Here is a 25800-nt window from a genome sequence, read left to right on the forward strand (position 1 = left end):
AAGTGATTTTTCTCAGGACGTGCTACGGACAATGGCCAGGCCGGGCAGACGGTACACCCGCACCGGCAGCACGGCGGCAACGGCATCCAACAGGCCGTCAAGGTCGCCGCTGTCGAACATGCCGGTGACCGGCAGCGCGCGTAAGCCGTCGTCGGCGAACACCACCATGCCCCGGTGATAGCGCCCCATCTCGGCGACCACCTCACCCAGCGGCAAGCCGTCGAAGACCAGGCGGCCACGTTGCCACGCGGTAGCCCCGGCCGTGGCGGCCACCGCCCGGCCAAGGCCGGCCGACGGTCCATAGGCGATCTGGCGGCCGGCCGGCACGTCGGCGACGGCCTCGGCTCCTGCGGGATAGCTGACCCGGACCACATGTTCGGTGACCACCACCCGGACCAGATCGTCCATGCGGCGCACGTCGAAGGCGGTGCCCAGGGCCCGCACGGTGCCGCCGGCCGCCTCGACCTCGAACGGACGGTCGGGATCGGGACTGACCTGAATGTGGATGGCGCCGCCGCGCAGGATCACCCGCCGCCGCTCGGGGGAAAAGACCAGGTCGACCCCCGAAGCGGTGTCGAGAACGATCCGGCTGCCATCCTCCAGAACGAAAGAACCGCGTTCACCCACATCGGTCCGCAAATCGGCCAGCCATGTCTGTGGCGGCCCCGCCCCCCGCAATTCCAAACCACCAACAGCCATCAGCACGGCCAGCGACAAAGCGGCAGCAACCTTGACCACGGGACGGCGGCGCGGCAACGCCGTGCCCAGACCGGCCCACAGGCTTTCAGCCGCGTCGGCGGCTTGCCGGTGGGCCGGGGCGGCCTCTTTCCAGGCGTCGTAACGCGCCCAATCGGTCTCGGTCGCTTCGCCGGAATGCAGGGTCACCAGCCATTCCAGCGCCGTCTCGGTCAGCGGCGAAAGCGGCGCGTCGTCCTCGCCGGACGGGAAAGCCGACAACGGTGTTTGCACTCTCATGTCCACCCCAGACGGCGGGCACAATGGCGCACCGCCCGCATGATGTGCTTGGACACCATGCTGGACGAGATGCCAAGACGCCGCCCCACCTCGGCATGGGTCAGCCCCTCCAGCCGATTGAGCAGCAGCGCCGCCCGGCATTGTGGCGGCAATTCCTCGAGGGCTTGCCGCAGCCTTGCCAGACGCTGGCGCGATTCCGCCACCTGTTCCGGTGTCGGGCGGCCATCGGCCAAGGTGTCGGCCATGGCGTCGATGCTGTCGTGAATTCCCCGGCGTACCTTGCCGCGCCCGAAATCGGCGACCAGGTTGACGACGATCCGCCACAGGAAGAAACGGGGGTTCTCTATCGCCTGAACCGGACGCTCGCCACAGGCCATGCCGGCATAGCGCAGAAAGGCGTCCTGCACCACGTCGGCGGCGACATCATGGTCACCGACGCGGCGAAAGGCCAGACGTTGCAATTCCGCGTGATACTGGCGGAACAGGGAATCCAGATCATCCGCCATGGGCCGCTTTGGTTCCTGTGACACAAAATGGTGTTTTCCCGACGGGAATGGACTATAGGAATAGTGCGAATGATTCGCAAGCGCATCAGGCAAGCATCCGGGCGATGAAATTATTTTCCATTCCAGGTGTGGGTTTCGGCCCGCCAACCGTCTTAGGAAAAGGGGACGTGCGTGGAAATCTCATTTCCTGGCCCATCGCCAGCCCTCATCGCCCGCATGTCCATGGGTGCGTCATGACGCCATTCCACGCCGACAATCCGAAAGGCCCGTAAGAACGATGACCGTACAAACTTCGGACACCCTGGGCTCCGCCGCTCCCCATGAACTGGCGGCCAGCCTTCTGCCTCACGACCTGTCGCCGTGGAACATGTTCCTGTCCGCCGACATCGTGGTTCAGGTGGTGATGGTGGGGCTGGCCCTGGCCTCGGTCGCCACCTGGAGCGTCTGGCTGGCCAAGACGGTGGAACTGCGTCAGGCCCGCCGCCGCGTGCACCAGACCATCGCGTCCCTGGCCGAGGCGCGAACGCTGGCTGACGCGGTCAGGCGCCTGGACGGGATCGACGGCCCCGAAGGACAACTGGCCCGCGCCGCCATGGCCGAAGCCCGGCTGTCGGCCGGCATCCCCGGCGAAGGATTGAAGGAACGGGTGGAAAGCCGCCTGGCCCGCATCGAAGCGGCGGCCGGCCGTCGCATGGCGGTGGGCACCGGCATCCTTGCCACCATCGGTTCGGTCGGTCCGTTCGTCGGCCTGTTCGGCACCGTGTGGGGCATCATGAACAGCTTCGTCGGCATCTCGAAAGCGCAGACCACCAACCTTGCCGTGGTGGCACCGGGCATCGCCGAGGCCTTGCTCGCCACCGCCATCGGTCTGGTCGCCGCCATTCCGGCGGTGGTGATCTACAACGCCTTCACCCGGTCCATTTCCGGCTACAAGGCCCTGATGGGCGATGCCGCCGCCGACGTGCTGCGCATCGTCAGCCGCGACCTCGACCGCCGCGCCCTGCCGCTTCACGAAGCGGCGGAGTAAAGACCATGGCCGCACGCCTCAGGGACGACGACGATCTGGTCGAAAGCCACGAAATCAACGTCACCCCGTTCATCGACGTCATGCTGGTGCTGTTGATCATCTTCATGGTGGCGGCGCCTTTGGCCACCGTGGACGTCAAGGTCGATCTGCCCAGTTCCACCGCCGAGCCGGCACCCAAGCCGGACAAGCCGCTGTACCTGACGATCCGCGCCGACAAGAGTCTGGCGGTGGGCAACGACAGCGTGCCGGCCGAGGGGCTGGCCGCCGCGTTGGATGCCACCACCAAGGGCAACAAGGAAACGCGGGTATTCCTGCGCGCCGACAAGAGCATCGAATACGGTGCGCTGATGGAGGTGATGGATGGCTTGCGCGCCGCCGGCTACCTCAAGGTCGCCCTGGTCGGATTGGAAGGCCAGTCATGAGGGGCAAAAGCGACGTTCACCCCGGCGCGCCGTGGCGCTCGGCGACGGCGGTGGCGACCATGCTGCATGGCGGCGCCCTGGCGGCGGCGGTGCTGTGGCATGCCTCCGCACCTCCACCGCCGCCCGCGCCGCCCGCCGCCATGATGATCGAGTTGGCCCCCATGGCCGCACCGGCGGCCCCCACGGATAAAGCGCCCGGCATCGAACAAGAGGCGGCCCGCCCCATTGAGAAGGCGGTCCAAGAACCACCCAAGCCGGAACCGGTGAAGAAGGCAGAGGTTCCCCTGCCCCGGCCTAAACCCCGACCGAAACCTCGGCCCGCCCCGCCGGTGGAAGCGCCGCCGGCCGAGAAGGTGGTTGAACAGACCACCGCCCCCGCAGCCGCCGAAGCCCCCACGGCCCAGAAAACCGCCGCCCCCACCCTTGGCTCGCTATCTGCGGCTCCCAGCAACGCCGTCCCCACCTGGCAAGGTGCTTTGCGTGCCCATCTGGAACGCCACAAGCGTTATCCATCGGCCGCACAGTTCCGCCGTCAAGAGGGCGTGGCCTATGTCCGGTTTTCCATGAAACGCGACGGTTCGGTCCTGTCGGCGCGGCTGGAGCGCGCCTCGGGGTTCAGCCGCCTGGACGACGAGGCGCTGGCCCTTCTCGACCGCGCCCAACCCCTGCCGTTGCCGCCGCCTGAAGTGATGGGAGAAGTCATCGACATCGTCGTGCCCATTCAATTCTTCCTGAGATCCACCGGGTCCTGAACCCGTCGAAAATCAATGACAATCCCGATCGCCACGAGCGTTGACGGATTGCACCACCAGCGTCTTGCGGGTTCGGCACACGCTTTTCAGAGGCAATAGAATACTTAGACCATCGGGCGTCAAACATGACGCCCGATGGTCTAGCTTTACGTTTAGCCCTCGCCGGGTACGGGCGCGACATCGAAAGTGGGTAATTCCGTGGAAAGCAGCCCGGCCGTTAAAGGGTGCTTCGGCGCCCCGACCGGCCGCAATGAAAGCCGCCGAACCGAGGCGCCGCCCCCTTCCCCCCCCCGGAGAAACGGTGAGCGGGGAACGGAGCCGCCAAAGGCAGCTCCGCTCGGCGGTGTCGTAGAAAACGACGACACCACGTGGCGGCAGAGCCGAAGCCCCCCTTCGCGTCCGCCGCCAAGCGTACCCGCTGGAAAGCCATATTATCCGAGGGTGTATACGAAAGCATCAGGTATTAACCCGACCACTAGGTAATCAGGTAAGAACGTCTCCAGGAATCTGGTCCGTTCGAGGGATGCGGGCGGGAGCTCTCCAACCTATTTGGGTAGGCTGTAGTATTCCGCGACGATATTCCAGGCTTCCTCGGCGGTTTCCACGAAGGTCAGAAGGTCCTTGTCCTCGGGACTGACCATGCCCTCCATGATCATGGCGTCGATGTTAAGAACGCGTTCCCAATATTCCCGGCCGAACATCAACACCGGAATCGGTTCGATCTTGCCGGTCTGGATCAAGGTCAACGCCTCGAACAACTCGTCCATGGTGCCGAAGCCACCGGGGAACACCACCAGCGCCTTGACCCGGATCATGAAATGCATCTTGCGGATGGCGAAATAATGGAAACGGAAACACAGTTCCGGGGTGATGTAGCGGTTGGGGGCCTGTTCCATGGGCAGGACGATGTTAAGCCCGATGGACTTTCCCCCCACCTCGTCGGCGCCGCGATTGGCCGCCTCCATGATGCCCGGTCCACCGCCGGTCTTGACCACGAAGTCGCAAACATGCTCGCCGACGCAGGTGTTGGTGACGATCTGAGCCAGCCGCCGCGCCTCTTCGTAATAGCGGGAATTGGCCAGCATGCGCCGGGCCACCATCACCTTGCGCGCCAGGATCTTGTCGTGCGGCGCGGAACGGGCGGCGGCTTCGGCCTCGGCCAGATGCTTCGCCGCCGTCTCGGGGTCGGGAATGCGGGCGGAACCGAACATGGCGATGGTCGAGCGGATACCCTGTTCCTGTTGCAACAGCTCGGGCTTCAACAATTCAAGCTGCAACCGCACCGGACGCAGGTCGGGGCGAAACAGGAAATCGTCGTCCTCGTAGGCCAGCCGATACGCCGGAGACGCGGTTTGCGGCGTTTCCGGGATGGCGACCTGGACGGCGGCGCTGTCTTCGCGGGCGGAACGGAAGGGATGGTTGGGAGGAGTGTTCTTTGGCATCGCACCTTTCCGCGGCAAGGGATTTCCAGGATGCCCCTTCAAGCTTACCTCACGGTAAACGCCCTGTTTCCTGGAAACGTTCTCGGGCTTGGGCTATATGGGGACACGCCCATCCGATCCCCCGAAGCGAGCTCCCGGCCATGTCCGTCCATCACCTTGGCGAATTCGGCGACTTCTCCCTGACCGTGGTGGTCACCAGCCCGCCGTGGTACGAAAACGCCTACATCGTCCGGCACCGCGCCAGCGGCCAGTTGGTGGTGGTGGACCCCGGCGGCGACGCGGAACGGATCCTGGCCGCCGTCTCCGCCGAGAACGGCACGCCGGTCGCCATCTGGCTGACCCACGGCCACCCAGACCATCTGGGAGCCGCCGGTGCGATCGAGGACGCGCTGGACATCGACACCATCGCCCACCAGGACGAATTGCCGGTGATCGCCGCCGCCGGCGACCTGGCCCGATCCTTCACCGGCGAAAGCATGAGCGGGCCACGCCGGGTCCGCACTTTCGCCGACGAAAGCCCCTTGACCCTGGGCGGCGCGGAAGTTGCGGTCACCCACACGCCGGGCCACACGCCGGGCGGGGTGTGCTTTGATTTCGGCGGCTTCGCGTTGACTGGGGACACCTTGTTCCGCCAGGGCGTCGGCCGCACCGACCTGCCCGGCGGCAGCGAGGAGAAATTGTGGCAATCCATCCCGCGTTTCCTGGGACGGGTGAGCGACGACACGGTGCTGTTTTCCGGCCATGGCCCGGAATGGCGGGCGGCGGATGCCCGACGCTGGTGGAAATTCATGGTCTAATCCAAATCGCGTTGATCTGAACCGATCAACGCCGCCGCCCTCAAGCGCCGGGCGGGTTTTTCCAAAACCCTTGGCTCCCGCCGCATTGGCGGCGCGGGCGCCTTGCGCCCGACCAAGTCTCGCCCATCGAGACTTGGTGTAAGCTTGGAGGGAAACGGGAGCGGACACTATTTTTTTCGCGCCTTGCCCCCAGCTCTTGAGCTCCACCACCCCCAGCCCCTGCGGTACCTGGGCGGCAGCGATGTCCAGGTCGTCGCCGGTCACCGGAATACGCATTGTGCCGGCCGGCAACGACAAGTCGATGGTGCGCCGCGTGGAATCGTCCATGCGCGGCACCGGCCGGATCATGCCGATGGTCGAGCGCAACAACCGGGCCCGCGTCGGGTCGGCGGCGACGATCATCACCCGCTTCAACACCGTCTGGGCCGTTGCCAGCGTCAAGACGGCAATGGCACGCGGCGGCATGTCCTCTTCGACCGAGGCCAAGGCGACCACGCGACGGCGTTCCCCCTCGGCGGTGAAGGTGGCGGGCGGCGCCTCCCAATCGTAAAGCCATTGCCCGCTGGACAGGGCATAGACGCCGCGGCGGTTGGAATGTTCGACCACCAAGGTACCGTCCTCGCCAAACGCCGCCGAACGGCCCGGCGCGATGATTGTGTAAAGCGAGGGCCCCCGCACGTCCTCGATCCCGTCCAGGGGCCACACGTCCAGACGCACCCGCCCCTCGCCGGGACGCGAAGCGAAGACGTCGGCGTTGGTCACCTCGAGGCGCAGCAGCAGACGGCGCGGGCGCGGGTCGCCCGGCATGACCACATGCATGGTCTGAAAGGAAACGTTGATCATGCGGCCGTCAAGCCGCCCGTCCCGTTCGCGCACCCCAAACACCGACTCGCCCGACAAGGCGCTGAAGGCGTTGTTCTTGGCAATCCAGGCAACGGTGCCGATTCCGGCCATCAGCAAAGGCGAACTGACCGCCATGACGAAGGCGGCGAAGGCGATGCCGATCAGGAACGTCCAAACGAAACGCATGCTGGTCCATCGATTTGCGCAAAGGCTACGGCCATCGCGCAGGCCCCCAATCCCTGCGGACGAACCTTACGCGCAACACGGGGGCGGAGCAACCGCCGAACCTTTCCTACATTTCCATACCCGTCTTGAAGAACTGGTCGGCCAACCGGCCCTGAATGTATTTGACCCCCAGGGTTCTGGCGAATGGGAAAGCCTTTGGCGAATCGCACCGCGACAAGATCAACTCGCAGTTTTCGGCCAGGCCGGACTTGCCGCGCACCAGAATGGCGATCTCGTCGTGGCTGGCCGCCAAAAGGTCGTTGTGCCAGATCACCTTGACGAAGTCCGGCGCCAGCCGCTTGAGATGCAGAACCTCGAAATCCCGCCATTCCAGGCCATCGATACACAGCCGCAGACCCTTTTTACGCACAAGCTCCTTCACGTCTTTGACCAGCGAGAAGTTCTGCACCAGGTCCGTTTTGTGAATCTCCAGCACGATCTTGCCCGCCAGCTTGGTCGGCAAGGCGTCGTAGAACTCGGCGAAATCCTTGGACAGGATGGTCGACAGGCTGACGTTGACGCTGAACGCCTTGTGGCGGTATTCGCCGATTTCCTTGGCCAGGGTGCGCAAGGTGGCGCGGTCGTAATCGCCGGCCAAGGCGTGGAACAGCCACGGGTTGCCGCCCAAGGAGACGTCGGGCAGGAACTGCGCCTCGATCTGGCGGCTGGCCATGTAGAATTCCAGGAATTCGATGGACGGCACCTTGGCGCCGATGAAATAGACCGGCTGGTTGAAGATGCAGTGGCGCAAGTCGGTGGTGCGCAGCTTGTCCGACAGGAAGGTCAGATGCTCGGGCGCCATGGGACGCTTGAGCGCGCCAGCCTCGTTGTCGTTCTGACCGCCAGACAAGATGCCCTTGAAGGCGGCGAACACCAGGTCCAGTTCCTTGACCGCGTCGGCCACCTTGTAGAAGGCATATTCGTTATAGGGGTTACGGGCACTCACCGGTTCATCGCAAAACAGCTTCTCGACCCGCGAACACACCCCCAGGACCTCGGACACCGGTATGTGGGAATAGGCGACGAACAGGTCGGAATTGCTGGCTTGGTACACCTGGCAATAGGGGCTGCGTTCGAAGCTTTTCTTGATGAAATGCTTGGCCCGCTCGACCCGGTGCGAAACGTCGCGGTGAGGCGGCGCCATGGACACGCAGAAATGAATCAGCCGCTTGCCCAACGGATTTTTCTTGACCACATGAAGTTCGTGCAGGAACGCACGTTCGGCTTCCGTCACGCGCATGGTGAAGGTTCCTTGTAAAATCGCTATGTCGGGACGGCCGCCGCCGCCGAAAAAAAGGGATCAGGCAGCCTTGCTGGCGATGAAGGCCGCATATTCCCGATCCGAGCCCAGGATGTGCCCCAACAGCCAATCAAGGACAAAAGCGCGGACCCTGATCGCCACCTTGTGCACGTCGCCGCTGTGGGCCTGGGCCTGAAGGTGTTTGACCTCGGCGGCGAACTGCACATGCTTGGCCGAATGCGCGTCGATGTCGGGATAGTCCCAGGCCCGCATCAACGCTTCTTCATGGGCGAAGTGGTAATCGATATAGCCCCCCAGCGCGGTGATGACGTCGGCCAGACAGTCGCCCGCCCGGTCGTTGTCGATGTTCACCGTCAACTGGTTCAACAAGGCGAACAGGATCAGATGCTGGGCATCCATTTCCTCGTTGCCGATCTTGTACTCGTCTTCCCACACCAGCATGTCCATCCCCCCCAGGAGCACATAAGGCCACCGCGCCCAAAAAATGGCGGATGGCCTGTGCGCAAAACACTACCGAATGGTTAATGACCGAATCAAGCGCAGAATGCACTCCTTCCCCGGTCCATGCCTTTGACATAGCCGCCCGATGGTGCCATCCGCAGCCCGCCGCCGCAACGTATTCTTATGGTTGTTGTGGCACTCGCCCCAGTTGTAGTATATCCTTCCCTGAAAGCGCGACACCGCGAAAAGGAACGGGTTTCGTTGATTCATCTGATCTGCCTTGGCAACCCCCTGCATGCAGACGACGGCTTCGGTGCCGCCATGGTTCACCGTCTGGCAGCCATGACTTGGCCCGAGACTGTTCGCGTCCTGGACGGCACGGCCAGGATCAGCCCGGTCACCTTGTTCGAAAATTGCCACCACGCCGTGGTGATCGAGTCCTTGCCGCGCCGGCTTGGCACACCGGGAGAGATTCTGCGCCTGGATGGCGCCGGCTATCGTGGACACCCGCCCGACCAGTTCAACGGCGGCACCGCCGCCGTGCTGGCCGCGGTGCGTCGCCAACCATCCGGTGGTCCGTCGATCGAAGTGATGGGACCGGTGGTGGCCAGCCGCCTGCCGTTCGCGCCAGGGCTGACGCCACTGGTCATGGCCGCCGCCCACAGCCTGACCGTCCGTCTGGCCCAGGAATTCGGTGGCGTCCGTCCACCGATGCGCAAGCGGCTTCGGGCCTGAGGCCCCCTGCACTGATCCATTCAGATCGTACACGGACCATCTGAATGGATCAGTGCACAATTCGTTGATTGCGTGGGCCGATTCGCCAAACTGAAGGTTCAGGCCCCAGAACCTTCCGTCAGGATCGGACCACTAGCCCTGACGGGCCATGGCGTCCAAGGCCCCTTGCAGGATGTAGGCGGCGGCCATCTTGTCCACCACCTCGGCCCGACGCGCCCGACTGGCGTCGGCCTCCAGCAAGGTGCGGGTCACCGCCGCCGTGGACAGCCTTTCGTCCCACAGCGCCAGGGGAAGGTCGCGCAATCCCAGCAAATTGCGGGCGAAAGCTCGGGTGGACTGGCACCGCGATCCCTCGGTTCCGTCCATCTCGACCGGCAGGCCAAGCACCAAGCCACCGACCTCGTGCTTGTCCATGATGGCGAACAGCGCCTCGACATCCTTGGTGAACTTGGTGCGGCGGATGGTATCGAACGGCGTGGCGATGGAGCGCAGCACGTCGGACAGCGCCAGACCGATGGTCTTGGTGCCCAGGTCGAGCCCCATGACGCGGGCATGGCGCGGCAACGCGGTGGGCAGTTCGGCAATGGAAAAAATCGGCATGGCGGCAAGGTGCGGCATGACGCCGACGCGCGCAAGCGTTACCTTGATGCCATGCCGTTCCGACTGTTTCTGGCCCTGATGCTTGCCGTCCCCCTTGCCGCCTGCGGCGCCTGCGAAGGCCACGGCAGCAATTGGGGCAGTTCGGCACGCTGTTCGCTCAGCGTGCCGTGGTAGCTCAGCAGCACTCGTCTTCCAGGCGGCGCAGGGCTTCCAGCCCCTCTTCGTCGCCGTGTTCCTCGAACAATTCCTCGATGTAATAGGTATGGCTGCACGCCAGGCACAGTTCGTCGGCCTTGCGCGCTCCCACCTTTCCGGCTTCGGACAGCCGCACCTTGAAGCGTTCCCACAGCGCGTTGCTCTTGGCCGGGTCGGCGATCAGCGCCAGCACGTGCTCCACCACGATCTTGGCGTTCCCTTCGCAGTCGATGCCGCTATAGGTGATGTAACGATCGGTCTTCACGTCGATAGTCATCTTTTCCAGGTTCCCTTGGTGGCGTCACCAAAGTCGCCGGAACCTGCACGAACGGCAACATGGGATGCACCAACGGTCACCTGCGCACACAAACCCACAAAGAAAGTACGTGAATGGCAAAAGCCCGCCTAAAGCGCCAGCCGGCGGCGCACCAGTTCCACCCGTGCGCGGCTGACCGGCACCCGCGCCCGGCCGGTCATGATGATCGCCCAGTGGCCGTCGCCACGCTCGATGGCCTCGGCGTGACGCAGGTTGACGATGTAGGAACGGTGCACGCGCAAGAACCCGGCGGGATCAAGGCGCCGCACCAGTTCGGCGAACGACAATTGGCAAAACCGCTGGCCGTCGGCGGTATGGACACGGGTGTAATGCCCTTCCGCTTCGAGGTACATCACCGAGGCCACGTCGATCAGGGTGACCCCTGCCCGGCTGCCCACCGGCAGCTTGACCAGCACGTCGTCGGAAGCGGGGGCACCGCTTTGACCGAAATTCTCGGGCAAATGGAACACCAGGCACCAGCCGGGACCGTTCACGGTCTCAAGAGTGGTCACGCGCGAAATCAGCGCCCCCATGGGCAGGGTCATGGCCATGCCCACCGGCTCGTCCGGGCGGGCGCTGGCGGCGTCCAGCATCCATTGCACCTTGGCCCGCGCCGCCTCGGGGTGGATGGACAGCAGCTCGCGGCCCAGGATGGGACCGGCCACCGGTTCCAGCAGGCGGCGGGCCAGCGGGTTGGCCGCCACCACCGTTCGATCGGAATCGACCTGCAACACCCCCACCGGCGAGCGTTGCAGCCGGTACTCGAAGCTGCTCATGGCCTTCCCCGGTTGCGGATGGATTAGACGGATGCTAACGTCCGCCCACGCTGAAAATAGCAAGTTTTCTTGCAGATTGTCCCAGAGGAACCACACCGCATGTCGCTGGACAGAACCACCGTGCGCAACATCGCCGAACTGGCCCGTATCGAGGTTCGCGATGACGAACTCGACCATCTGGCCGGTGAACTTTCCGGCATCCTGACCTTCGTCGAGCAATTGGCCGAGGTGAACACCGACGGCATCGCCCCCATGGCCAGCGTCGCCGACATCACCTTGCCCATGCGCCAAGACGTGATCAACGACGGCGGCTACGCCGAAGCGGTGCTGGCCAACGCCCCCGACGCCGTGCGCGAGGACGAAGGCGGCTTCTTCACCGTGCCGAAGGTGGTGGAATAATGACAAAGCTGACCAACCTTACCATCGCCGACGCCCTGACCGGGCTGTCCAAGGGCGACTTCTCCGCCGTCGAGCTGACCAGCGCCCATCTGGACGCCATGGCGGCCAAGCGGAGCCTGAACGCCTACATCACCGAGACGCCCGAGCTGGCGCTGGAACAGGCCAAGGAATCCGACGCCCGCCGCGCCGCCGGCCGTGCCGGCGCGCTGGACGGCATCCCGCTGGGCATCAAGGATTTGTTCGCCACCAAGGACGTGCTGACCACCGCCGCCAGCCACATTCTGGACGGCTTCAAGCCACAGTACGAATCCACCGTCAGCCAGAAGCTGAAGGATGCCGGCTCGGTCATGCTGGGCAAGCTGAACCTGGACGAATTCGCCATGGGGTCGTCCAACACCACCAGCTATCACGGCAACGTCGTCAACCCGTGGAAAAGCAAGAGCGACCCGGCCAAGCAACTGGTTCCCGGCGGCTCGTCGGGCGGGTCGGGCGCGGCCGTCGCCGCACGCATCGCCATGGGCGCCACCGGCACCGACACCGGCGGTTCGATCCGCCAGCCCGCCGCCTTTTGCGGCGTCACCGGCATCAAGCCGACCTATGGCCGTTGCTCGCGCTGGGGCATCGTCGCCTTCGCCAGTTCGCTGGATCAGGCCGGTCCCATGGCCCGCACGGTCAAGGATTGCGCGTTGATGCTGAACGTCATGGCCGGGCACGACCCCAAGGACAGCACCTCGGCCCCCATCGCCGTGCCCGATTTCGCCGCCGCGCTGACCGGCGACATCCGCGGGCTCAAGGTGGGCATTCCCAAGGAATACCGCCCCGACGGCCTGTCGGACGAGGTCAACAAGGTGTGGGAACAGGGCATCGAATGGCTGAAGGCCGCCGGCGCCACCCCGGTCGAGATCACCCTGCCGCACACCAAGTACGCGCTGCCGACCTATTACATCGTCGCCCCGGCCGAGGCGTCGTCGAACCTTGCCCGCTATGACGGCGTGCGCTTCGGCCTTCGGGTCAAGGGCGATTCGCTTGACGACATGTACAAGAAGACCCGCGCCGCCGGTTTCGGCGCCGAGGTTCGCCGCCGCATCATGATCGGCACCTACGTCCTGTCGGCCGGCTATTACGACGCCTATTACACCAAGGCGCAGAAGGTCCGCCGCCTGATCGCCGAGGATTTCAAGAAGGCGTTCGAGACCGTCGACGTCATCCTGACGCCCACCGCGCCGTCGGCGGCGTTCGGCATCGGCGACAACACCGACGATCCGGTCACCATGTGGCTGAACGACGTGTTCACCATCCCGACCTCGCTGGCCGGCCTGCCCGGCCTCAGCCTGCCCGCCGGCCTTTCCGCCGACGGCTTGCCGATGGGCCTGCAACTGATCGGCCGTCCGTTCGACGAGGAAACCGTGTTCAAGGTGGCCGGCGTGATGGAATCCGCCGCCGGCTTCACCGCCACTCCGGCCGGCGTGGCCGGCAACGAAACTAATGCGGGCTCCGCCCGCGGGGGTGTGTGATGATCATTCAGGGCGAAACCTGCGATTGGGAAATCGTTATCGGCCTTGAGGTCCATGCCCAGGTCATTTCCAATTCCAAGCTGTTCTCGGGCGCGCCGACCGAATTCGGTGGTGCCCCCAACAACCAGGTCAGCTTCGTCGACGCCGGCTTTCCCGGCATGCTGCCGGTGATCAACGAGAAGTGCGTCGAACAGGCGGTGCGCACCGGCCTTGGCCTCAAGGCCAAGGTCAACCTGACCAGCGTTTTCGCGCGTAAGAACTATTTCTACGCCGACCTGCCACAGGGCTATCAGATCAGCCAGTACGACCAGCCGATCATCGGCGAGGGCACCCTGCTGATCGACCTGGATGACGGTTCCACCCGCCCCATCGGCATCGAACGCCTGCACCTGGAACAGGACGCCGGCAAATCGATCCACGACCAGCACCCCAGCAAGTCGTTCATCGACCTGAACCGTTCGGGCGTGGCGCTGATGGAAATCGTGTCCAAGCCGGACATGCGCAGCCCTGAAGAGGCCGGCGCGTATCTCACCAAGCTGCGCACCATCCTGCGTTACCTCGGCACCTGCGACGGCAACATGCAGGAAGGCTCCATGCGTTGCGACGCCAACGTGTCGGTGCGGCCGGTCGGCAGCACCGAATTGCGGACCCGTTGCGAGATCAAAAACGTCAACTCGATCCGCTTCGTGCAGCAGGCCATCGAATACGAGGCCCGGCGTCACATCGACGTCTACGAATCGGGCGGCGACATCAAGCAGGAAACCCGCCTGTTCGATTCGGTCAAGGGCGAGACCCGTTCCATGCGCAGCAAGGAACACGCCCACGACTACCGCTATTTCCCCGATCCCGACCTGCTGCCGCTGGTGATTTCGCAGGAATTGGTGGACGGCATCAAGGCCACCCTGCCCGAACTGCCGGACGAGAAGAAGGCCCGCTTCATGAGCGAGTACGGCCTGAACTCCTATGACGCGGGCGTCATGGTCGCCGAAAAGGACTCGGCCGAGTTCTTCGAGATCGTCGCCAAGGGCCGCGACGGCAAGACCGCCGCCAACTGGGTCATGGGCGATTTCTTCGCCACCATGAATTCCAAGCCGGAATACACCTGGGCCAATCCCCCGGTGTCGGCAGAGAACCTGGGGCGGATGATCGACCTGATCAAGGACGGCACCATCTCCACCCGTCTGGCCAAGGACGTGTTCATCTTCATGGTGGAAAGCGGCAAGGACCCCGCGACCATCGTCGAGGAAAAGGGCCTGAAGCAGGTCACCGACACCGGCGCCATCGAAGCGGCCATCGACGCCGTCTTCGCCGCCAACCCGGACAAGGTGGCCGAGGTCAAGGCCGGCAAGGACAAGCTGATGGGCTGGTTCGTCGGCCAGGTGATGAAGGCGACCCAGGGCAAGGCCAATCCCGGCATGCTGAACGAACTGATCGCCAAGAAGTTCAAGGAATAACCGGTCTCCCCACCCGCCCCCTTTTTTTTCCGAAGGGGCGGCGGACCGGATGACAAAGGTCAAGGATGGCGCCGGCCAATGGCGCCATCATTCCAGACGGATCGTTCCTTTCCGTCGGAGACCATTATGCGCCCCACCGCCGTCGCGGCCACGATGCCCGAAACCACCGCCATCATCATCGCCCTGGCCACGCTGAGCGCCGCCACCGTGGCCGCCATCGGCGCTACCGGGTTGCTGATGTGGGTTACCGGCTTCTGATCCTCACCTGAAAGCGGCGAAGGGTCGAAGACCCTTCTCCCCCTATTCCTCCGTGCCACCGTTCCACAAGCGCGCATCCGCCGGGATGGGGCGCAATTGGTGGCGGATGGCCAGACGATCCCGCCACCACGCGACGGGGTCGTGCCCGTTCAACGGATCGATGGCGTCGAAATCCAGTTCGGTGCCGATTTCCATGTAGGTTTCAAGGTTGCGCAGGTCGGGCCGCGGCAGGGTGCCGGCCTGGAACTCGTCCCACATCTGGCGATAAAGCTGTTCCAGGCGGCGAACCAACGTGTCCATGTCGAACAGCGCCCCGTGCTCGCTCAGGCGCTGGCGATAGGCCGCCAGGCGGCTGGGCTCGCGTCCCAACGCCACCGCGCGGTCCACGTATTCCTGGGCCGAGGTGCATACCAGATCGGGCAAACCGGCGGCACGCACCAGACTGCCGCACACCCGCGACGCGAACGACCGCCCGGACAGGGTCAGCATCGGCACCCCCATCCACAAAGCGTCCGAGGCGGTGGTGTGGGCACCATAGGGGCTGGTGTCGAGGAACAGGTCGGCCAACGGATAGCGGGCGAGATGGTGGGGATTGGCCAGCTTGCCGGCGAAGACCAGGCGCTGGGGATCGATTCCACCTTGAACCGCCGCCTCCCGCAGACGGGTCTGCGCCCCCTCGGTGCCGCTCATCAGCCACAGAACGCTGCCCGGCACCCGCCTCAGGATGTCCAGCCAGCGCTGGAAGGTGAAGCGGTTCACCTTGTGCAGACCGTTGAAGCAGCAATAGACCATGGCGTCGTCGGGCAACCCCATCTCCGCCCGCGTCGGCGCGATGGCGGCCACCGCCCGCTTGCGGTCGTTGGGCTGATAGCACGGCAGCCGCAACACCTTTTCCGAATAGAACACCTCGTCGCCTTCGGGAATGATCCAGTCGTCGGCGATGATGTAATGGTGATAGGGGCTGCCGGTGGTGCCGGGATAGCCCAGCCAGTTGACGATCACCGGTGCCGGACGCAACGCCACCAGCTTGGTCCGGCCATCGCGGGTATAGCCGTTGAGGTCGACCAGGATGTGGATGCCGTCGTCGGCGATACGCCGCGCCGCCTCGGCGTCGCTCAGGCCGGTGACGTCGATCCAATGGTCCACCGCGTTCTGGAAACGCTCCTTGAGCGGATCGCTTCCCGGAATACCGGTGTAATAGGCGAAAACCTCGACCGCCGCCTTGTCGTGCAGTTCGAACAGTTCGGCGCACAAATAGCCCACCGCGTGTTCGCGCAGATCCGAGGACAGGTAGCCGATGCGCAGCCGCCCGCCGGGAGCACCCTCGCGCGCCGCCCAATAGGAGCGGATCAGTCCGTCACCGGGAAGCCCGACGTCGCGGCGGTTGTAGTTCCACGCCGCCGCCAGATGCAGCACCGGATCGTCGGCATAGGCCCCCATGGACAAGGGCGACATACCCGACACCAACGTCTTGTGGCTGACACGGTCCCACGGGGTCAGCACCGGCCATTCGCACTGGCGCTGGCGCAGGGCGATGAAGTGCTGCAACGCCTCGGGCTGATCGGGAGTAAGGTCCAGGCTTTGCCGCAGCATGTTCTCGGCCGCGTCGTCCTGGCCGGCGTCCTCCATCACCCGCGCGATCTGGTTGAGCGCGGTAATCTTGTGGCTGATGGCGGTTCCCGTCACCGCCGCCAGACGGTCCACCGCCGCCGCCCATTGCCGCACCGCCGCCTCGGCACCGCCCTTGCGTTCGAGCAGACGGCCCAGATTGATGCTGGCCGGGGTGAAATCGGGGTTGATCTCAAGCGCACGTTCCAGGCATTGCACCGCCCGCTCGATCTCGCCGCAATCGCTCAGCGTGACCGACAGGTTGAACAGAACCGCGTACAGCAGCGGGTCGTCGCCGTTGTGTTCGACCCAGCAATCGTACAGCGCCACCACCGCGCCCGCCCCGTGCGAGCCCCGGACCTGGTCCACGGCCCGGATCAGGTCAAGCACCCCAAGCGTGCGCTGACGCGCCTGGGCCATGCTCGAGGCGAGGAAATCCTGGTTCATCCATCAAACTCCATCAAGCCAGCGCCGAATCGATCGCCGCCAATTGGGCCGGGCTGAGCGCGGCCAGCTGGGTTTCGGTCAAGGCGTCGATCTGCGCCGCGGTCAGTGCCTCGAACTGGGTGGTCGCCAAGGCGGCGACCACGTCGGGGGACAAGGCCGCAATGGTGGTGGTGGTCAACCCGGACAATTGGGTGGCCGACAACGCGCCGATCCCGGCGTTGGTGAGCGAGCCGATCTGGGTCGGGGTCAACGCCCCCACCTGGCTGGAGCTCAAGGCCGCCAACTGGGTCAGGGTCAATGCCTGCAACTGGGTGCCGCTCAGGTTGGACACCTGGGTCGTGGTCAAGGTGCCAAGCTGACCGTTGTCCAACACGGCGATCTGTTCCGAGGTCAGGGCGCGGATCTGCACGCGCCCCAACGCCGTCAGTTGGGTGTCGGTCAAGGCGCGGATCTGAGTGGTGCCCAGGCCGGAAATCTGGGTGGTGGTCAGCGCCAGCATCTGGGTGGCGGAAAGTGCTTCGAACTGGCTTTCGCTGAGCGACGCCAATTGCGTCGCCGTCAGGCCATTGACCGAGGTGGTGGACAAGGACGCCACCTGGACCGGCGACAGCGCCGCCAACTGAGTGCTGTTGAGCGATTGCAACGCGGTCGAGGTCAACCCGGCGATGCCGCCGGCCGAAAGCGAGCTGATCTGGGTGGTGGTCAGACCCGCGACCTGGGTGGTGGTCAGCGCCGCCAGACCGGTGCTGGACAATCCGCCCAACTGGGTGGCGGTCAAGGTGCCGATCAGGGTCTGGGTCAGACCGGCCACCTGATCGGCGGTCAACGAGCCGATCTGGGTGGTGGTCAGCGCCTGCAACTGGGTCGCGGTCAACGCCGCGATCTGGGTGTCGCTGAGCCCGCTGATGCCGGTGGTGGACAAGGACGCCATCTGGGTGGCGGTCAGCGCCCGCAACTGGGTGGTGCTGAGCGCCGCCATGCCGGTGCTGGACATGCCGCCCAACTGGGTGGCGGTCAACGCCGCCAGCGCGGTGTTGGCCAAGGCCGAAATCTGCGTGGTCGCCAAGCTGCCCATCTGGGTCGCGGTCAGGCCGCGAAGCTGGGTGGTGACCAGGGCGGAAATCTGGCTTTCCGACAGCGCCGCCAGCGCGTCCGTGGACAACGCCCCCATCTGGGTGGATTGCAGACCGCGCAATTGCGTGGTGGTCAACGCCGCGATCTGGGCCTCGGTCAGGCCGCTCAGGCCGGTGGTGGACAAGCCGGCCAGTTGCAGGGTGCTCAGGCGCCCGATCTGGGTGGTGGTCAGCGCCTCGACGTCGTCGGCGCCCAACCCGGACAATTGGGTCGAGGTCAGCACCGCCAAATCGGTGGTGCTCATGCTTTGCAACTGCGTCGCGGTCAGTTCGGCCATCTGGGTGGCGGACAGGCCGCGCAACTGCGTGGTGGTCAGGGCGTCGAACTGAGTGGCGGTCAGGCTGGAAATGGCGGTGGTGCTGAGCGAGCCGACCTGGGTCGAGTTGAACGCCCGAAGCTGGGTGGTGCTGAGCGCCGCCACCTGATCCTCGCCCATGCCCGCCAATTGGGTGGTGGACAGCGCGGAGATCTGGGCGTTGGTCAGACCCGCGATCTGGGTCGGGGTCAGGGCGTTGAGACCGGTGGACGACAAGGCCCCCAACTGGGTCGAGGTCAACGCCCCCAACTCGGTCGCGGTCAGGCCACTGACCTGGGTGGTGGTCAGCGCCGCCAGTTGGGTGACGCTCAGCCCGCGAATCTGGGTGGTGGTCAGCGCCGCCAACTGCGTCTCGTTCAGGCCGGTGACGCCGTCGGCGGAAAGCGCCGCGATCTGCGACGACGACATCCGCCCCAACTGGGTGGTGCTGAGCGCCGCCACATGCTCGGCACTCAGGCCGGACAATTGCTCGGTGGTCAACGCGCCGATCTGGGTGGTGGTCAAGCCGGCGATGGCCGAGGTGCTCAGCGCCTGCATCAGATAGGCATCCAGCCCCCGCAACTGGGTCGAGGTCAGCGAGGCGATCTGGCCGGCGGTCAGCGCCCCCACTTCCTCGAAGCCGAGGTTGTAGATCTGAGTGCTGGTCAGGCCGTCCAACTGAGTGGCGGAAAGCGCCGCCATCTGGGTTTCGTTCAGGCCCAGGATGGCGGTGGCGGTCAAGGCGCCGATCTGGCTGGAGGTCAGGGCCGCAAGCTGGCTCGTCCCCATTTCTTCCAATTGGGTGGCCTGAAGGCCGGACGCCTGGGTAATGGACAGGCTGGCGATCTGGCTGGGATCGAAGGCGTTCAACGCCTCGGCGGTCAACGCGCCGATCTGGGCCGATCCCAGGCCGCGGACCTGGGTGGTGGAAAGCGCCTGCACCTGGGTCGCGGAAAGACCGCCGATGCCGGTGGCCGACAACGCGCCGACCTGGGTCGAACTGAGCGCGGCGATCTGGTCCGTGGTCAGCGCCCCGGTCTGGGTGGTGTCCAGACCCGTCAACTGGGTGGTGGTCAGCGCCGATATCTGGGTGGTGCTGAGCGCCGCCATGTGGGTTTCGTTCAGCAGCCCCAACTGGCTGGGAGTCAACGCCCGGATCTGGCTGGTGGAAAGGTCCGCCATCTGGGTGACGGTCAGCCCGTTCAGCACCGTCTCGACCAGCCCGGCCATCTGGGTCGAGGTCAGCGCCGCCAATTGCGTATCGTCCAGCACCCGCACCTGTTCGGTGCGCAGACCGCTGAGCGCGGTGGTCGACAACGCCTTGATCTGGGTGGTGGTCAACGCCGCGATCTGGCTGGTGGACAACGCGTCGATCTGTTCGGCGGTCAGGCCGGCCAATTGGCTGCTGGACAGGGCCGAGAACGCGGTGCTGGTCATGCCGCTGATCTGGGTCGGCGTCAAGGCGCCGATCAGCGCCGGCGTCAACGCCTTGAGCTGGGTCGAGGTCAGTTCGGCGATCTGGGTTTCGGTCAGGCCGCTGATGGCGTCACCCGACAGGGCGGCCATCTGGGACGAGGTCAGGACGCCCAGTTGCAGCGCGGTCAACGCCTCGACCTGGGTGGTGGCCAGACCGGACAATTGGGTGGTCGACAACACCGAGATGGCGGTGGTGGTCAGGCCGGCCAGTTGCTTGGCCTCGAACGCCGCCAGTTGGGTCGGGGTCAGGGCGCGAATTTGGCTGGTGGTCATGGCCTCGACCTGGGTCGAGCTGAGACCGGTGATCTGTTCGCCGTCCAGGCTGGCGACCTGGACATTGGTCAGCGCCCGCAACTGGGTGGTGGCCAAGGCGGCGATCTGGGCGTTGCTGAGACCGTCCAGGGCGTCGGTGGTCAATGCCTGCATCTGGCTGGACGACAGCACCGCCAATTGGCTGGTCTCAAGGGAATGCAGCCCGGTGGCGGTCAGACCGCGCAACTGGGTCGAGGTCAGCAACGCGATCTGGTCAGTGCCCAACCCGTCCAACCCGGCGTCGGACAACGCCGCCAGTTGGGTGCTGCTCAAGGCCCGGATCTGGGCGTCGGACAATGCCGCCACCTGTTCGCTGTTCAGACCATCGACACTGTCGGAGGACAGCGCGGCGATCTGGGCGGTGGACAGCGCCGCCACCTGGGTCACGCTCAGCCATTCCACCTGTTCCTGGGTCAGACCGGCAACCTGGGTGGTGGTCAGCGCCGCCAGTTGGGTGCCCGACAGCATCCCGAACTGGTTCTCGCTCAGACCGGAAATGGCGGTTTGCGACAGGGCGCGAAGCTGGGTGGCGGTCAAGCCGCCGATGGCGGTGGTGGTCAACGCCCGCAACTGGGTCTCGGTCAGTCCGCCCAGTTGGGTAACGGTCAACGCCCCCAGGCCGCTGGCGGTGAGCCCGCCGATCTGTTCGGCGCTGAGCGCCGCCACCTGGGTCTGGCTCCAGGCGTGCAACTGGGTGGTGGAAAGCGCACCGATCTGGCTGGCGGTCAGGCCGGCCACGGCGGACGAGTTCAACGCCGCGACCTGGCTGGCCGACAGCGTCGCGACCTGGGTGGTGTCCAGACGCGAGACGGTCTCGGCGCTCAGGGTGCCGATCTGGGTGGTGGTCAGCGCCGACACCTGGCTTTCCGACAACCCGCGCAATTGTTCGGTGCTCATGGCCGCGAACTGGGTGGACGACAACGCCCGCAACTGGTTGACCGAAAGCGAGGCGATGGCCGAAGCGTCAAGACCGCCGATCTGGTCCGCGGTCAAGGCCGCCATTTGGGTCGAAGTCAGCGCCGCCAACTGGGTCGCCGCCAGCGAATCGATCTGTTCCTCGGAAAGGGCGGCGATGGCCGCGTTGGACAGCGCGGCGACCTGGCTGGACGACAGCGCCGCCAATTGGGTGGTGGTCATCTCGCCGACCCGCTCGGGAGACAAGGCCGCGATCTGCGAATTGCTCAGCCGCGCCAGCGCGGTTTCGTCCAGGCCGGAAACCGCGTCGAGCGCGCCGATCTGGGCGGTGCTGAGGGCGCGAATCTGGGGCGCGGTCAAAGCCGCCACCTGGGTAGTGTCGAGACCGGCGATGGCGCTGGTGGACAAAGACGCCACCTGAGTAACCGCCAGGGACTGCACCTGGGTCGCCGACAGCCCGGAAACCTGTTCCTCGCTCAGAAGCGCCATCTGGGTCGTGGTCAACGCCCCCAACTGGGTGTCGGTCAACATGCCGAGCTGGGTGCTGGACAACCCCCGGATCTGGACGCCGCTCAATGCCCGGATCTGGGTGGCGCTGAAGCTGGTCAGGTCTTCCGCGCCCAGGCTGCCCAATTGCTCGGCGCTCAGGCCCGCCAACTGGGTCAGGGTGATGGCGGCAAGCTGGGTGGCGTCGAAAGCGGCGATCTGTTCGGCGCTCAGGCCTTTGAGGGCGGTCGACGACAAGGCGCGGATCTGGCTGGTGTTCAGGCTGGCGATCTGGGTTTCGCTCAGCGCCGACAATTGGGTCGAATTCAGGCCGCCGATCTGGGTCTGACTGAACTGAGCCAGACTTTCGGGCGTCAGCGTTTCCACCACCTCGACCGGCAAGGCGGCCATTTGGGTGCTGGTCAACGCCCGCAACTGGGTCGAGCCCAAAGCCGCCATCTGTTCAATGCTGATCCCCGCCAGGGACGCGCTTGACAACGCCGCGACCTGACTGGCCGACAGCGCCGCCAATTGGGCCGTTCCCAATTGCGACAATGTGGTCGAGCTCAGACCGCGCAATTGGGTGGTGGTCAACATGGCCATGTCGCCGACGTCCAGCATGGCCAATTGTTCTTCGTTCAACGCCGACAACTGACCGGCGGACAAGGCCCGCAACTGGCTGCTGGTCAGGGCGTCAAGCTGGCTGGTCTCGAGCCCGCTCATCTGGTCGGCCGACAGCGCCGACAACTGGCTGGAATTCAGCGCGGCGACCTGGGTGGCGCTCAGCGCGTCCATCTGTTCGTCCGACAGCGCGGCCACGGCGGCGGTGTTCAAGGCCGCGATCTGGGACGTGGTGAAGGCGGCGATCTGGCTTTGGCTCAGCCCCTGGATGTTGGTCGCGCTCAGTCCCTTGACCTGGATGGCGCTCAGCGACGACAGTTGGGTCGGCGACAGCGCGGCCACGGCGCTGGCGGACAACGCCCCCAGCTTGGTCATGGTGAAGGCCTGAAGCAGGGTCTGGGAAATTCCCGCCATCTGCGTGTCGGTCAGACCAGCCAATTGCACGATGTTGAGCGCGCTCAGATGCGACAGCGACAGGGAGTTGAACTGGGCGGTGCTCAGGGTGCCAAGCTGGGTCGAGGTCAAATGGGCGATCTGGGTGACCGACAACCCCGCCACGGCGGTCTCGGTCAGGCCGCCCAGGCCGAATTCCGACAACGCCCCGATCTGGGTGGCGGTCAGACCGCGCAATTGGGTCGAGGTCAGGGCCGACGTCTGTTCGGCCGACAACGCGGCGATGACCGTCCGCGACAGCCCGCCCACCTGCTGCGAGCTCAGCGCCTGCATCTGGGTGGAAGAGAGCGCCGCCAACTGGTACTCGCTCAACCCGCCCATGGCGGTGACCGACAACGCCTGCAACTGGGTCGAATTCAACGACCGCAATTGCTCGTCGCCAAGATAGCCGGCCTGGGTGCTGGTCAAGGCCGCCAACTGGGTGGTGCCCAGCCGGCCAAGCAAGGTGGCGGACAGGGCCGAGACCTGCATCTCGCTCAGCGCCGCCATCTGGGTGGTGGTCAGGGCGCGAAGCTGGGTGTCGGAAAGCGATTCCAGTTGTTCGACGCTCAGCCCTTGAATCTGCCCGATGTTGAAACCGGCGATCTGGGTCTGGGTCAGGGCCGCCAGTTGATCGGAGGTCAAGGCCCCCATCTGGTTGGCCGCCAGCCCCTTGAGTTGGGTCGAGGTCAGACCGGCCAGTTGCTCGCTGGTCAGTTCGTCGATCCCCAGGGCGCGAACCTGAAGGGCGGAAAGACCGGCCAGTTGCGTCCGGCTCAGCGCCGCGACCTGGGTGGCTGTCAGCCCTTCCAGTTGGGTGGTGGTCAACCCGCCCACTTGTGTCGAGGTCAGCGCCGTCATCTGGGTCGAGGACAGGTCGGACAACTGGACCGCATCCAACGCCGCCAGCGCCGTGGTGGAAAGCGACCGCAACTGCTCGCTGCTCAGCGCGCCCAGTTGTTCGGCGGTCAGGCCCGCCGCCATGGTCGAGGTCACACCCTTGATCTGGGCGGCACTCAGGCCGGCCACCTGTTCGGCGGTCAGGGCGTAGACCTGATCGGCGGTCAGGGCGCCAACCTGAAGCGAGGTCAAGGCCGCCAGTTGCGACGTGGCAAGCGACCGCACCTGTTCCTGGGTCAAGCCGGGAATGGCCACCAGCGACAAGGACGCCATCTGCGCGGCACTGAACGCCCCCAGTTGGGTGTCGGACAGCGCCGCCATCTGGGTCGAGCGCAAGCCCTTGATCTGGGTCGCCGACAGAACCGAAATCTGGGTTTCCGACAGCACCGCCAACTGTTCCTGGGTCAGGCTGGCTATGGCGGTGGCCGACAACCCCTTGATCTGGGTCAGGGTCAGCCCCGCCACTTCCTCGACCGTGAAGGTGCGGATCTGATAGATGCCCAACGCCCCCATCTGGGTCGCCGACAGGCCGTCGATCTGGGTGGCGTCCAGGGATTCGACCGCCTCGGTCGCCAGGGTGCGGACCTGAGTGGTGCTGAGAGCGGCGATCTGGGTGGTGGTCAGGCCATCCGCCTGGGTCTCGTCGATCGAACCGATGGCCGACGTGGTCAGATAGGGCACCTGTTCGGCGGTAAAAGCCGAAATCTGGGTGCTGGAAAGCGAATCCACCATGGTCTGCGTCAGCATGGCCACCTGGGTCGTGGTCAGCGCCGCAATCTGAGCGGAGGTGAAGGCGCCGATCGCCGTTCCCGACAACAGCTTCATCTGGCTGGTGGTCAGACCGGCAAGCTGACTGGCGGCCAGACTGGCGACCTGGGTGGATTGCAGCGCATAGATGCCGGCGTTGCTGATGGCACCGATCTGGGTGGCGCTCAGCGCCGCCAATTGCTCTTGCGTCAGCGCACGTACGCCGGTGGTGGTCAATCCCTTGATCTGGGCCGGGGTCATGGCCCGGACCTGGGTCACGGTCAGGGCCGCCACGCGGTCGCCGTCCAGGGCGGCGAAATCGGCCGCGACCAGACCGGCCATCTGGGTGGTGGTCAAGGACGCCAGGGTTTCGGGCTGCAAGCTGCCGACCTGCGCCGAGGTCAGGGCCGACAATTGGGTCGAGGCCAACCCCGCCACCTGGGTCGAGACCAACGCAGCCATCTGATCGTTGCCCAGCGCCGCCAATTGAGTGGAACTGAGCGCCGCCAACTGGGTCGAGGTCAAGACCTGGATCTGCGACACGCTGAAGCCGGCCAACTCGGTTTCGGTCAGTCCCTTCATCTGAAGGGTGCTGAAAACGGCGATGTCTTCGACCCCGAAGGCGTCGATCTGGGCGTCCAGCAGCACCGACAATTGCAGGGGACTGAACGAAACGATCTGGGCGGCGCTCAGCGCGTCGATCTGCGCCGGTGTCAGCGCGGTCATCTGGCTGGTGGTCAGCGCCCCGATCTGGGTCGCATCCAGCACCTCGATTTGCGCGACCGAAAACGCGCTGACCTGCGTAGTATCAAGAGAGGCGATATCCGACGCGCTGAGCGACTGGATGCTGGTCAGGCTCAATTGAGCGATCTGCGCGGCGCTCAGAGAGGAGATTGACGACATCGCCGGACCTTTCGACCTTGGAACGCGCCCTCCAGGAAGGGCACGTACACTGGCGCGTGGGTTAAACACGCGCCCCCCAACAAAACCTGCGTCTTCCGAACGACTTCCCCGAAAAGTGCCCGCCAGGCGGACGCAATCAGAACGCGCAGGTGCGTCACCGCCCATGCATGCTCCGTGCCGTCAGTTAAGGTCACGTTAAGTATGTTGGTTTTCCGCCATTTTCGACGGTTTCAGAACGGTTGCGCCACCGGCTGACGGCAAGAAATGCCGCGTCCTTCCGACCCGGTCGGAAAAAATTTCCCAGTTCGCCCCACCGGACAGAGGTGCCGCGCCCCTACTCACTGACCGTGCGGCCCGACAGGAACCTCAGCCTTCGGGCAAGGGCGGCAAGACACCGGCGACGATCTGGTCGGGGCGCTTACGTTGGCGTTCCAGCACACACAGCGCATAGCGGGCGGCGCGCACTTCGTCGGGATGGGCGCGAGGGTTGCGGATCACCTTGCGGGCCATCGACTCAACCTCGGCATCACCGCCACCGGCCGCGAAATCCGCCATGTTCGCCTCCGCTCAAACGATACCTTGGAAC

General features: G+C 65.2%; 21 protein-coding genes. 10 read left to right on the forward strand and 11 right to left on the reverse strand.

Features of this window, described 5'->3' with window-relative positions; translation table 11 throughout:
- Window positions 1–12: 12 nt before the first annotated feature.
- Together G4223_RS01725 and G4223_RS01730 are read right to left on the reverse strand one after the other, a co-directional pair.
- Window positions 13–975, reverse strand: a complete 963-nt coding sequence (locus G4223_RS01725; protein ID WP_163674152.1) for a FecR family protein — start codon at window positions 973–975, stop codon at window positions 13–15.
- Window positions 972–1481 carry an RNA polymerase sigma factor gene (locus tag G4223_RS01730; protein WP_163674154.1) on the reverse strand — a complete coding sequence of 170 codons (510 nt, stop codon included), beginning with the start codon at window positions 1479–1481 and terminating at the stop codon, window positions 972–974. The genes G4223_RS01725 and G4223_RS01730 overlap by 4 nt, the downstream gene beginning before the upstream one ends.
- Before the next feature lie 277 nt (window positions 1482–1758).
- On the opposite strand from G4223_RS01730, the gene exbB reads away from it, so the two are divergent.
- The 3 genes from exbB to G4223_RS01745 are packed head-to-tail and all read left to right on the forward strand — an operon-like array spanning window position 1759 to window position 3682.
- The gene (gene exbB, locus G4223_RS01735; protein WP_163674156.1) at window positions 1759–2508 is read left to right on the forward strand and encodes a tonB-system energizer ExbB; all 750 of its coding nucleotides are present in this window, start codon (window positions 1759–1761) and stop codon (window positions 2506–2508) included.
- 5 nt (window positions 2509–2513) lie between these two features.
- Entirely contained in the window at window positions 2514–2930 is a 417-nt protein-coding gene (gene exbD, locus G4223_RS01740; protein ID WP_163674158.1) for a TonB system transport protein ExbD, read from the forward strand.
- Entirely contained in the window at window positions 2927–3682 is a 756-nt protein-coding gene (locus tag G4223_RS01745; protein ID WP_163674160.1) for an energy transducer TonB family protein, read from the forward strand. The genes exbD and G4223_RS01745 overlap by 4 nt, the downstream gene beginning before the upstream one ends.
- 545 nt (window positions 3683–4227) lie before the next feature.
- Here the strand turns inward: G4223_RS01745 and G4223_RS01750 are convergent.
- Window positions 4228–5124, reverse strand: coding sequence for an LOG family protein (locus tag G4223_RS01750; RefSeq protein ID WP_163674162.1), 897 nt, complete (start codon window positions 5122–5124; stop codon window positions 4228–4230).
- 140 nt (window positions 5125–5264) lie between these two features.
- Between G4223_RS01750 and G4223_RS01755 the strand changes: the two genes are divergently transcribed.
- Window positions 5265–5921, forward strand: a complete 657-nt coding sequence (locus tag G4223_RS01755; protein ID WP_163674165.1) for an MBL fold metallo-hydrolase — start codon at window positions 5265–5267, stop codon at window positions 5919–5921.
- A gap of 241 nt (window positions 5922–6162) precedes the next feature.
- Entirely contained in the window at window positions 6163–6471 is a 309-nt protein-coding gene (locus G4223_RS01760) for a hypothetical protein (RefSeq protein ID WP_163674167.1), read from the forward strand.
- Between the two features lie 585 nt (window positions 6472–7056).
- Here the strand turns inward: G4223_RS01760 and G4223_RS01765 are convergent.
- Window positions 7057–8229, reverse strand: a complete 1173-nt coding sequence (locus G4223_RS01765) for an EAL domain-containing protein (RefSeq protein ID WP_163674169.1) — start codon at window positions 8227–8229, stop codon at window positions 7057–7059.
- A 60-nt stretch (window positions 8230–8289) separates the two neighbouring features.
- Window positions 8290–8691: a bacteriohemerythrin gene (locus G4223_RS01770; protein WP_163674173.1), complete on the reverse strand. Its 402-nt coding sequence runs from the start codon at window positions 8689–8691 to the stop codon at window positions 8290–8292.
- A gap of 261 nt (window positions 8692–8952) precedes the next feature.
- On the opposite strand from G4223_RS01770, the gene G4223_RS01775 reads away from it, so the two are divergent.
- Window positions 8953–9426 carry a hydrogenase maturation protease gene (locus G4223_RS01775; protein WP_163674176.1) on the forward strand — a complete coding sequence of 158 codons (474 nt, stop codon included), beginning with the start codon at window positions 8953–8955 and terminating at the stop codon, window positions 9424–9426.
- 132 nt (window positions 9427–9558) lie between these two features.
- Here the strand turns inward: G4223_RS01775 and ruvX are convergent, their stop codons facing one another.
- From ruvX to G4223_RS01790, 3 genes are all read right to left on the reverse strand, one after another.
- Entirely contained in the window at window positions 9559–10026 is a 468-nt protein-coding gene (gene ruvX / locus G4223_RS01780; RefSeq protein WP_163674528.1) for a Holliday junction resolvase RuvX, read from the reverse strand.
- Window positions 10027–10201: 175 nt separating this feature from the next.
- A complete protein-coding gene (gene cowN / locus G4223_RS01785; protein WP_163674178.1) occupies window positions 10202–10498 on the reverse strand; it encodes a N(2)-fixation sustaining protein CowN in 297 nt (98 codons plus the stop codon).
- A gap of 128 nt (window positions 10499–10626) precedes the next feature.
- Complete coding sequence (locus tag G4223_RS01790; protein WP_163674182.1) at window positions 10627–11313, reverse strand: LytTR family DNA-binding domain-containing protein; 687 nt, start codon at window positions 11311–11313, stop codon at window positions 10627–10629.
- A gap of 99 nt (window positions 11314–11412) precedes the next feature.
- Between G4223_RS01790 and gatC the strand changes: the two genes are divergently transcribed.
- The 4 genes from gatC to G4223_RS20175 all read left to right on the forward strand — a co-directional run bounded on the left by gatC (window position 11413) and on the right by G4223_RS20175 (window position 14938).
- A complete protein-coding gene (gene gatC, locus G4223_RS01795; RefSeq protein WP_163674185.1) occupies window positions 11413–11712 on the forward strand; it encodes an Asp-tRNA(Asn)/Glu-tRNA(Gln) amidotransferase subunit GatC in 300 nt (99 codons plus the stop codon).
- On the forward strand, window positions 11712–13226 hold the full coding sequence (gatA, locus tag G4223_RS01800) for an Asp-tRNA(Asn)/Glu-tRNA(Gln) amidotransferase subunit GatA (protein ID WP_163674186.1): 1515 nt from the start codon (window positions 11712–11714) through the stop codon (window positions 13224–13226). Before gatC ends, gatA begins: the two co-directional genes overlap by 1 nt.
- Window positions 13226–14680: an Asp-tRNA(Asn)/Glu-tRNA(Gln) amidotransferase subunit GatB gene (gatB, locus tag G4223_RS01805; protein ID WP_163674189.1), complete on the forward strand. Its 1455-nt coding sequence runs from the start codon at window positions 13226–13228 to the stop codon at window positions 14678–14680. Before gatA ends, gatB begins: the two co-directional genes overlap by 1 nt.
- 126 nt (window positions 14681–14806) lie before the next feature.
- Entirely contained in the window at window positions 14807–14938 is a 132-nt protein-coding gene (locus G4223_RS20175) for a hypothetical protein (RefSeq protein ID WP_277394999.1), read from the forward strand.
- A 42-nt stretch (window positions 14939–14980) separates the two neighbouring features.
- Here the strand turns inward: G4223_RS20175 and G4223_RS01810 are convergent, their stop codons facing one another.
- From G4223_RS01810 to G4223_RS01820, 3 genes are all read right to left on the reverse strand, one after another.
- Complete coding sequence (locus G4223_RS01810) at window positions 14981–16993, reverse strand: O-linked N-acetylglucosamine transferase, SPINDLY family protein (RefSeq protein ID WP_163674190.1); 2013 nt, start codon at window positions 16991–16993, stop codon at window positions 14981–14983.
- 13 nt (window positions 16994–17006) lie between these two features.
- The gene (locus tag G4223_RS01815; protein WP_163674192.1) at window positions 17007–25214 is read right to left on the reverse strand and encodes a beta strand repeat-containing protein; all 8208 of its coding nucleotides are present in this window, start codon (window positions 25212–25214) and stop codon (window positions 17007–17009) included.
- A gap of 366 nt (window positions 25215–25580) precedes the next feature.
- Entirely contained in the window at window positions 25581–25769 is a 189-nt protein-coding gene (locus G4223_RS01820; protein ID WP_163674194.1) for a hypothetical protein, read from the reverse strand.
- Window positions 25770–25800: the final 31 nt, after the last annotated feature.

The organism is Magnetospirillum aberrantis SpK (assembly GCF_011022235.1).
Lineage (GTDB): Bacteria > Pseudomonadota > Alphaproteobacteria > Rhodospirillales > Magnetospirillaceae > Magnetospirillum > Magnetospirillum aberrantis.

What these genes read in the sequence shown, in the direction of transcription:
- ruvX (WP_163674528.1), bottom strand. Translation starts at nt 10,026, where the DNA reads ATGCCGATTTTTTCCATTGCCGAACTGCCCACCGCGTTGCCGCGCCAT.
- G4223_RS01725 (WP_163674152.1), bottom strand. Translation starts at nt 975, where the DNA reads ATGAGAGTGCAAACACCGTTGTCGGCTTTCCCGTCCGGCGAGGACGAC.
- G4223_RS01820 (WP_163674194.1), bottom strand. Translation starts at nt 25,769, where the DNA reads ATGGCGGATTTCGCGGCCGGTGGCGGTGATGCCGAGGTTGAGTCGATG.
- G4223_RS01750 (WP_163674162.1), bottom strand. Translation starts at nt 5,124, where the DNA reads ATGCCAAAGAACACTCCTCCCAACCATCCCTTCCGTTCCGCCCGCGAA.
- G4223_RS01810 (WP_163674190.1), bottom strand. Translation starts at nt 16,993, where the DNA reads ATGAACCAGGATTTCCTCGCCTCGAGCATGGCCCAGGCGCGTCAGCGC.
- G4223_RS01745 (WP_163674160.1), top strand. Translation starts at nt 2,927, where the DNA reads ATGAGGGGCAAAAGCGACGTTCACCCCGGCGCGCCGTGGCGCTCGGCG.
- G4223_RS01815 (WP_163674192.1), bottom strand. Translation starts at nt 25,214, where the DNA reads ATGTCGTCAATCTCCTCTCTGAGCGCCGCGCAGATCGCTCAATTGAGC.
- G4223_RS01790 (WP_163674182.1), bottom strand. Translation starts at nt 11,313, where the DNA reads ATGAGCAGCTTCGAGTACCGGCTGCAACGCTCGCCGGTGGGGGTGTTG.
- G4223_RS01730 (WP_163674154.1), bottom strand. Translation starts at nt 1,481, where the DNA reads ATGGCGGATGATCTGGATTCCCTGTTCCGCCAGTATCACGCGGAATTG.
- gatC (WP_163674185.1), top strand. Translation starts at nt 11,413, where the DNA reads ATGTCGCTGGACAGAACCACCGTGCGCAACATCGCCGAACTGGCCCGT.
- G4223_RS01770 (WP_163674173.1), bottom strand. Translation starts at nt 8,691, where the DNA reads ATGCTGGTGTGGGAAGACGAGTACAAGATCGGCAACGAGGAAATGGAT.
- G4223_RS01755 (WP_163674165.1), top strand. Translation starts at nt 5,265, where the DNA reads ATGTCCGTCCATCACCTTGGCGAATTCGGCGACTTCTCCCTGACCGTG.
- exbB (WP_163674156.1), top strand. Translation starts at nt 1,759, where the DNA reads ATGACCGTACAAACTTCGGACACCCTGGGCTCCGCCGCTCCCCATGAA.
- gatA (WP_163674186.1), top strand. Translation starts at nt 11,712, where the DNA reads ATGACAAAGCTGACCAACCTTACCATCGCCGACGCCCTGACCGGGCTG.
- cowN (WP_163674178.1), bottom strand. Translation starts at nt 10,498, where the DNA reads ATGACTATCGACGTGAAGACCGATCGTTACATCACCTATAGCGGCATC.
- exbD (WP_163674158.1), top strand. Translation starts at nt 2,514, where the DNA reads ATGGCCGCACGCCTCAGGGACGACGACGATCTGGTCGAAAGCCACGAA.
- G4223_RS20175 (WP_277394999.1), top strand. Translation starts at nt 14,807, where the DNA reads ATGCGCCCCACCGCCGTCGCGGCCACGATGCCCGAAACCACCGCCATC.
- gatB (WP_163674189.1), top strand. Translation starts at nt 13,226, where the DNA reads ATGATCATTCAGGGCGAAACCTGCGATTGGGAAATCGTTATCGGCCTT.
- G4223_RS01765 (WP_163674169.1), bottom strand. Translation starts at nt 8,229, where the DNA reads ATGCGCGTGACGGAAGCCGAACGTGCGTTCCTGCACGAACTTCATGTG.
- G4223_RS01760 (WP_163674167.1), top strand. Translation starts at nt 6,163, where the DNA reads ATGTCCAGGTCGTCGCCGGTCACCGGAATACGCATTGTGCCGGCCGGC.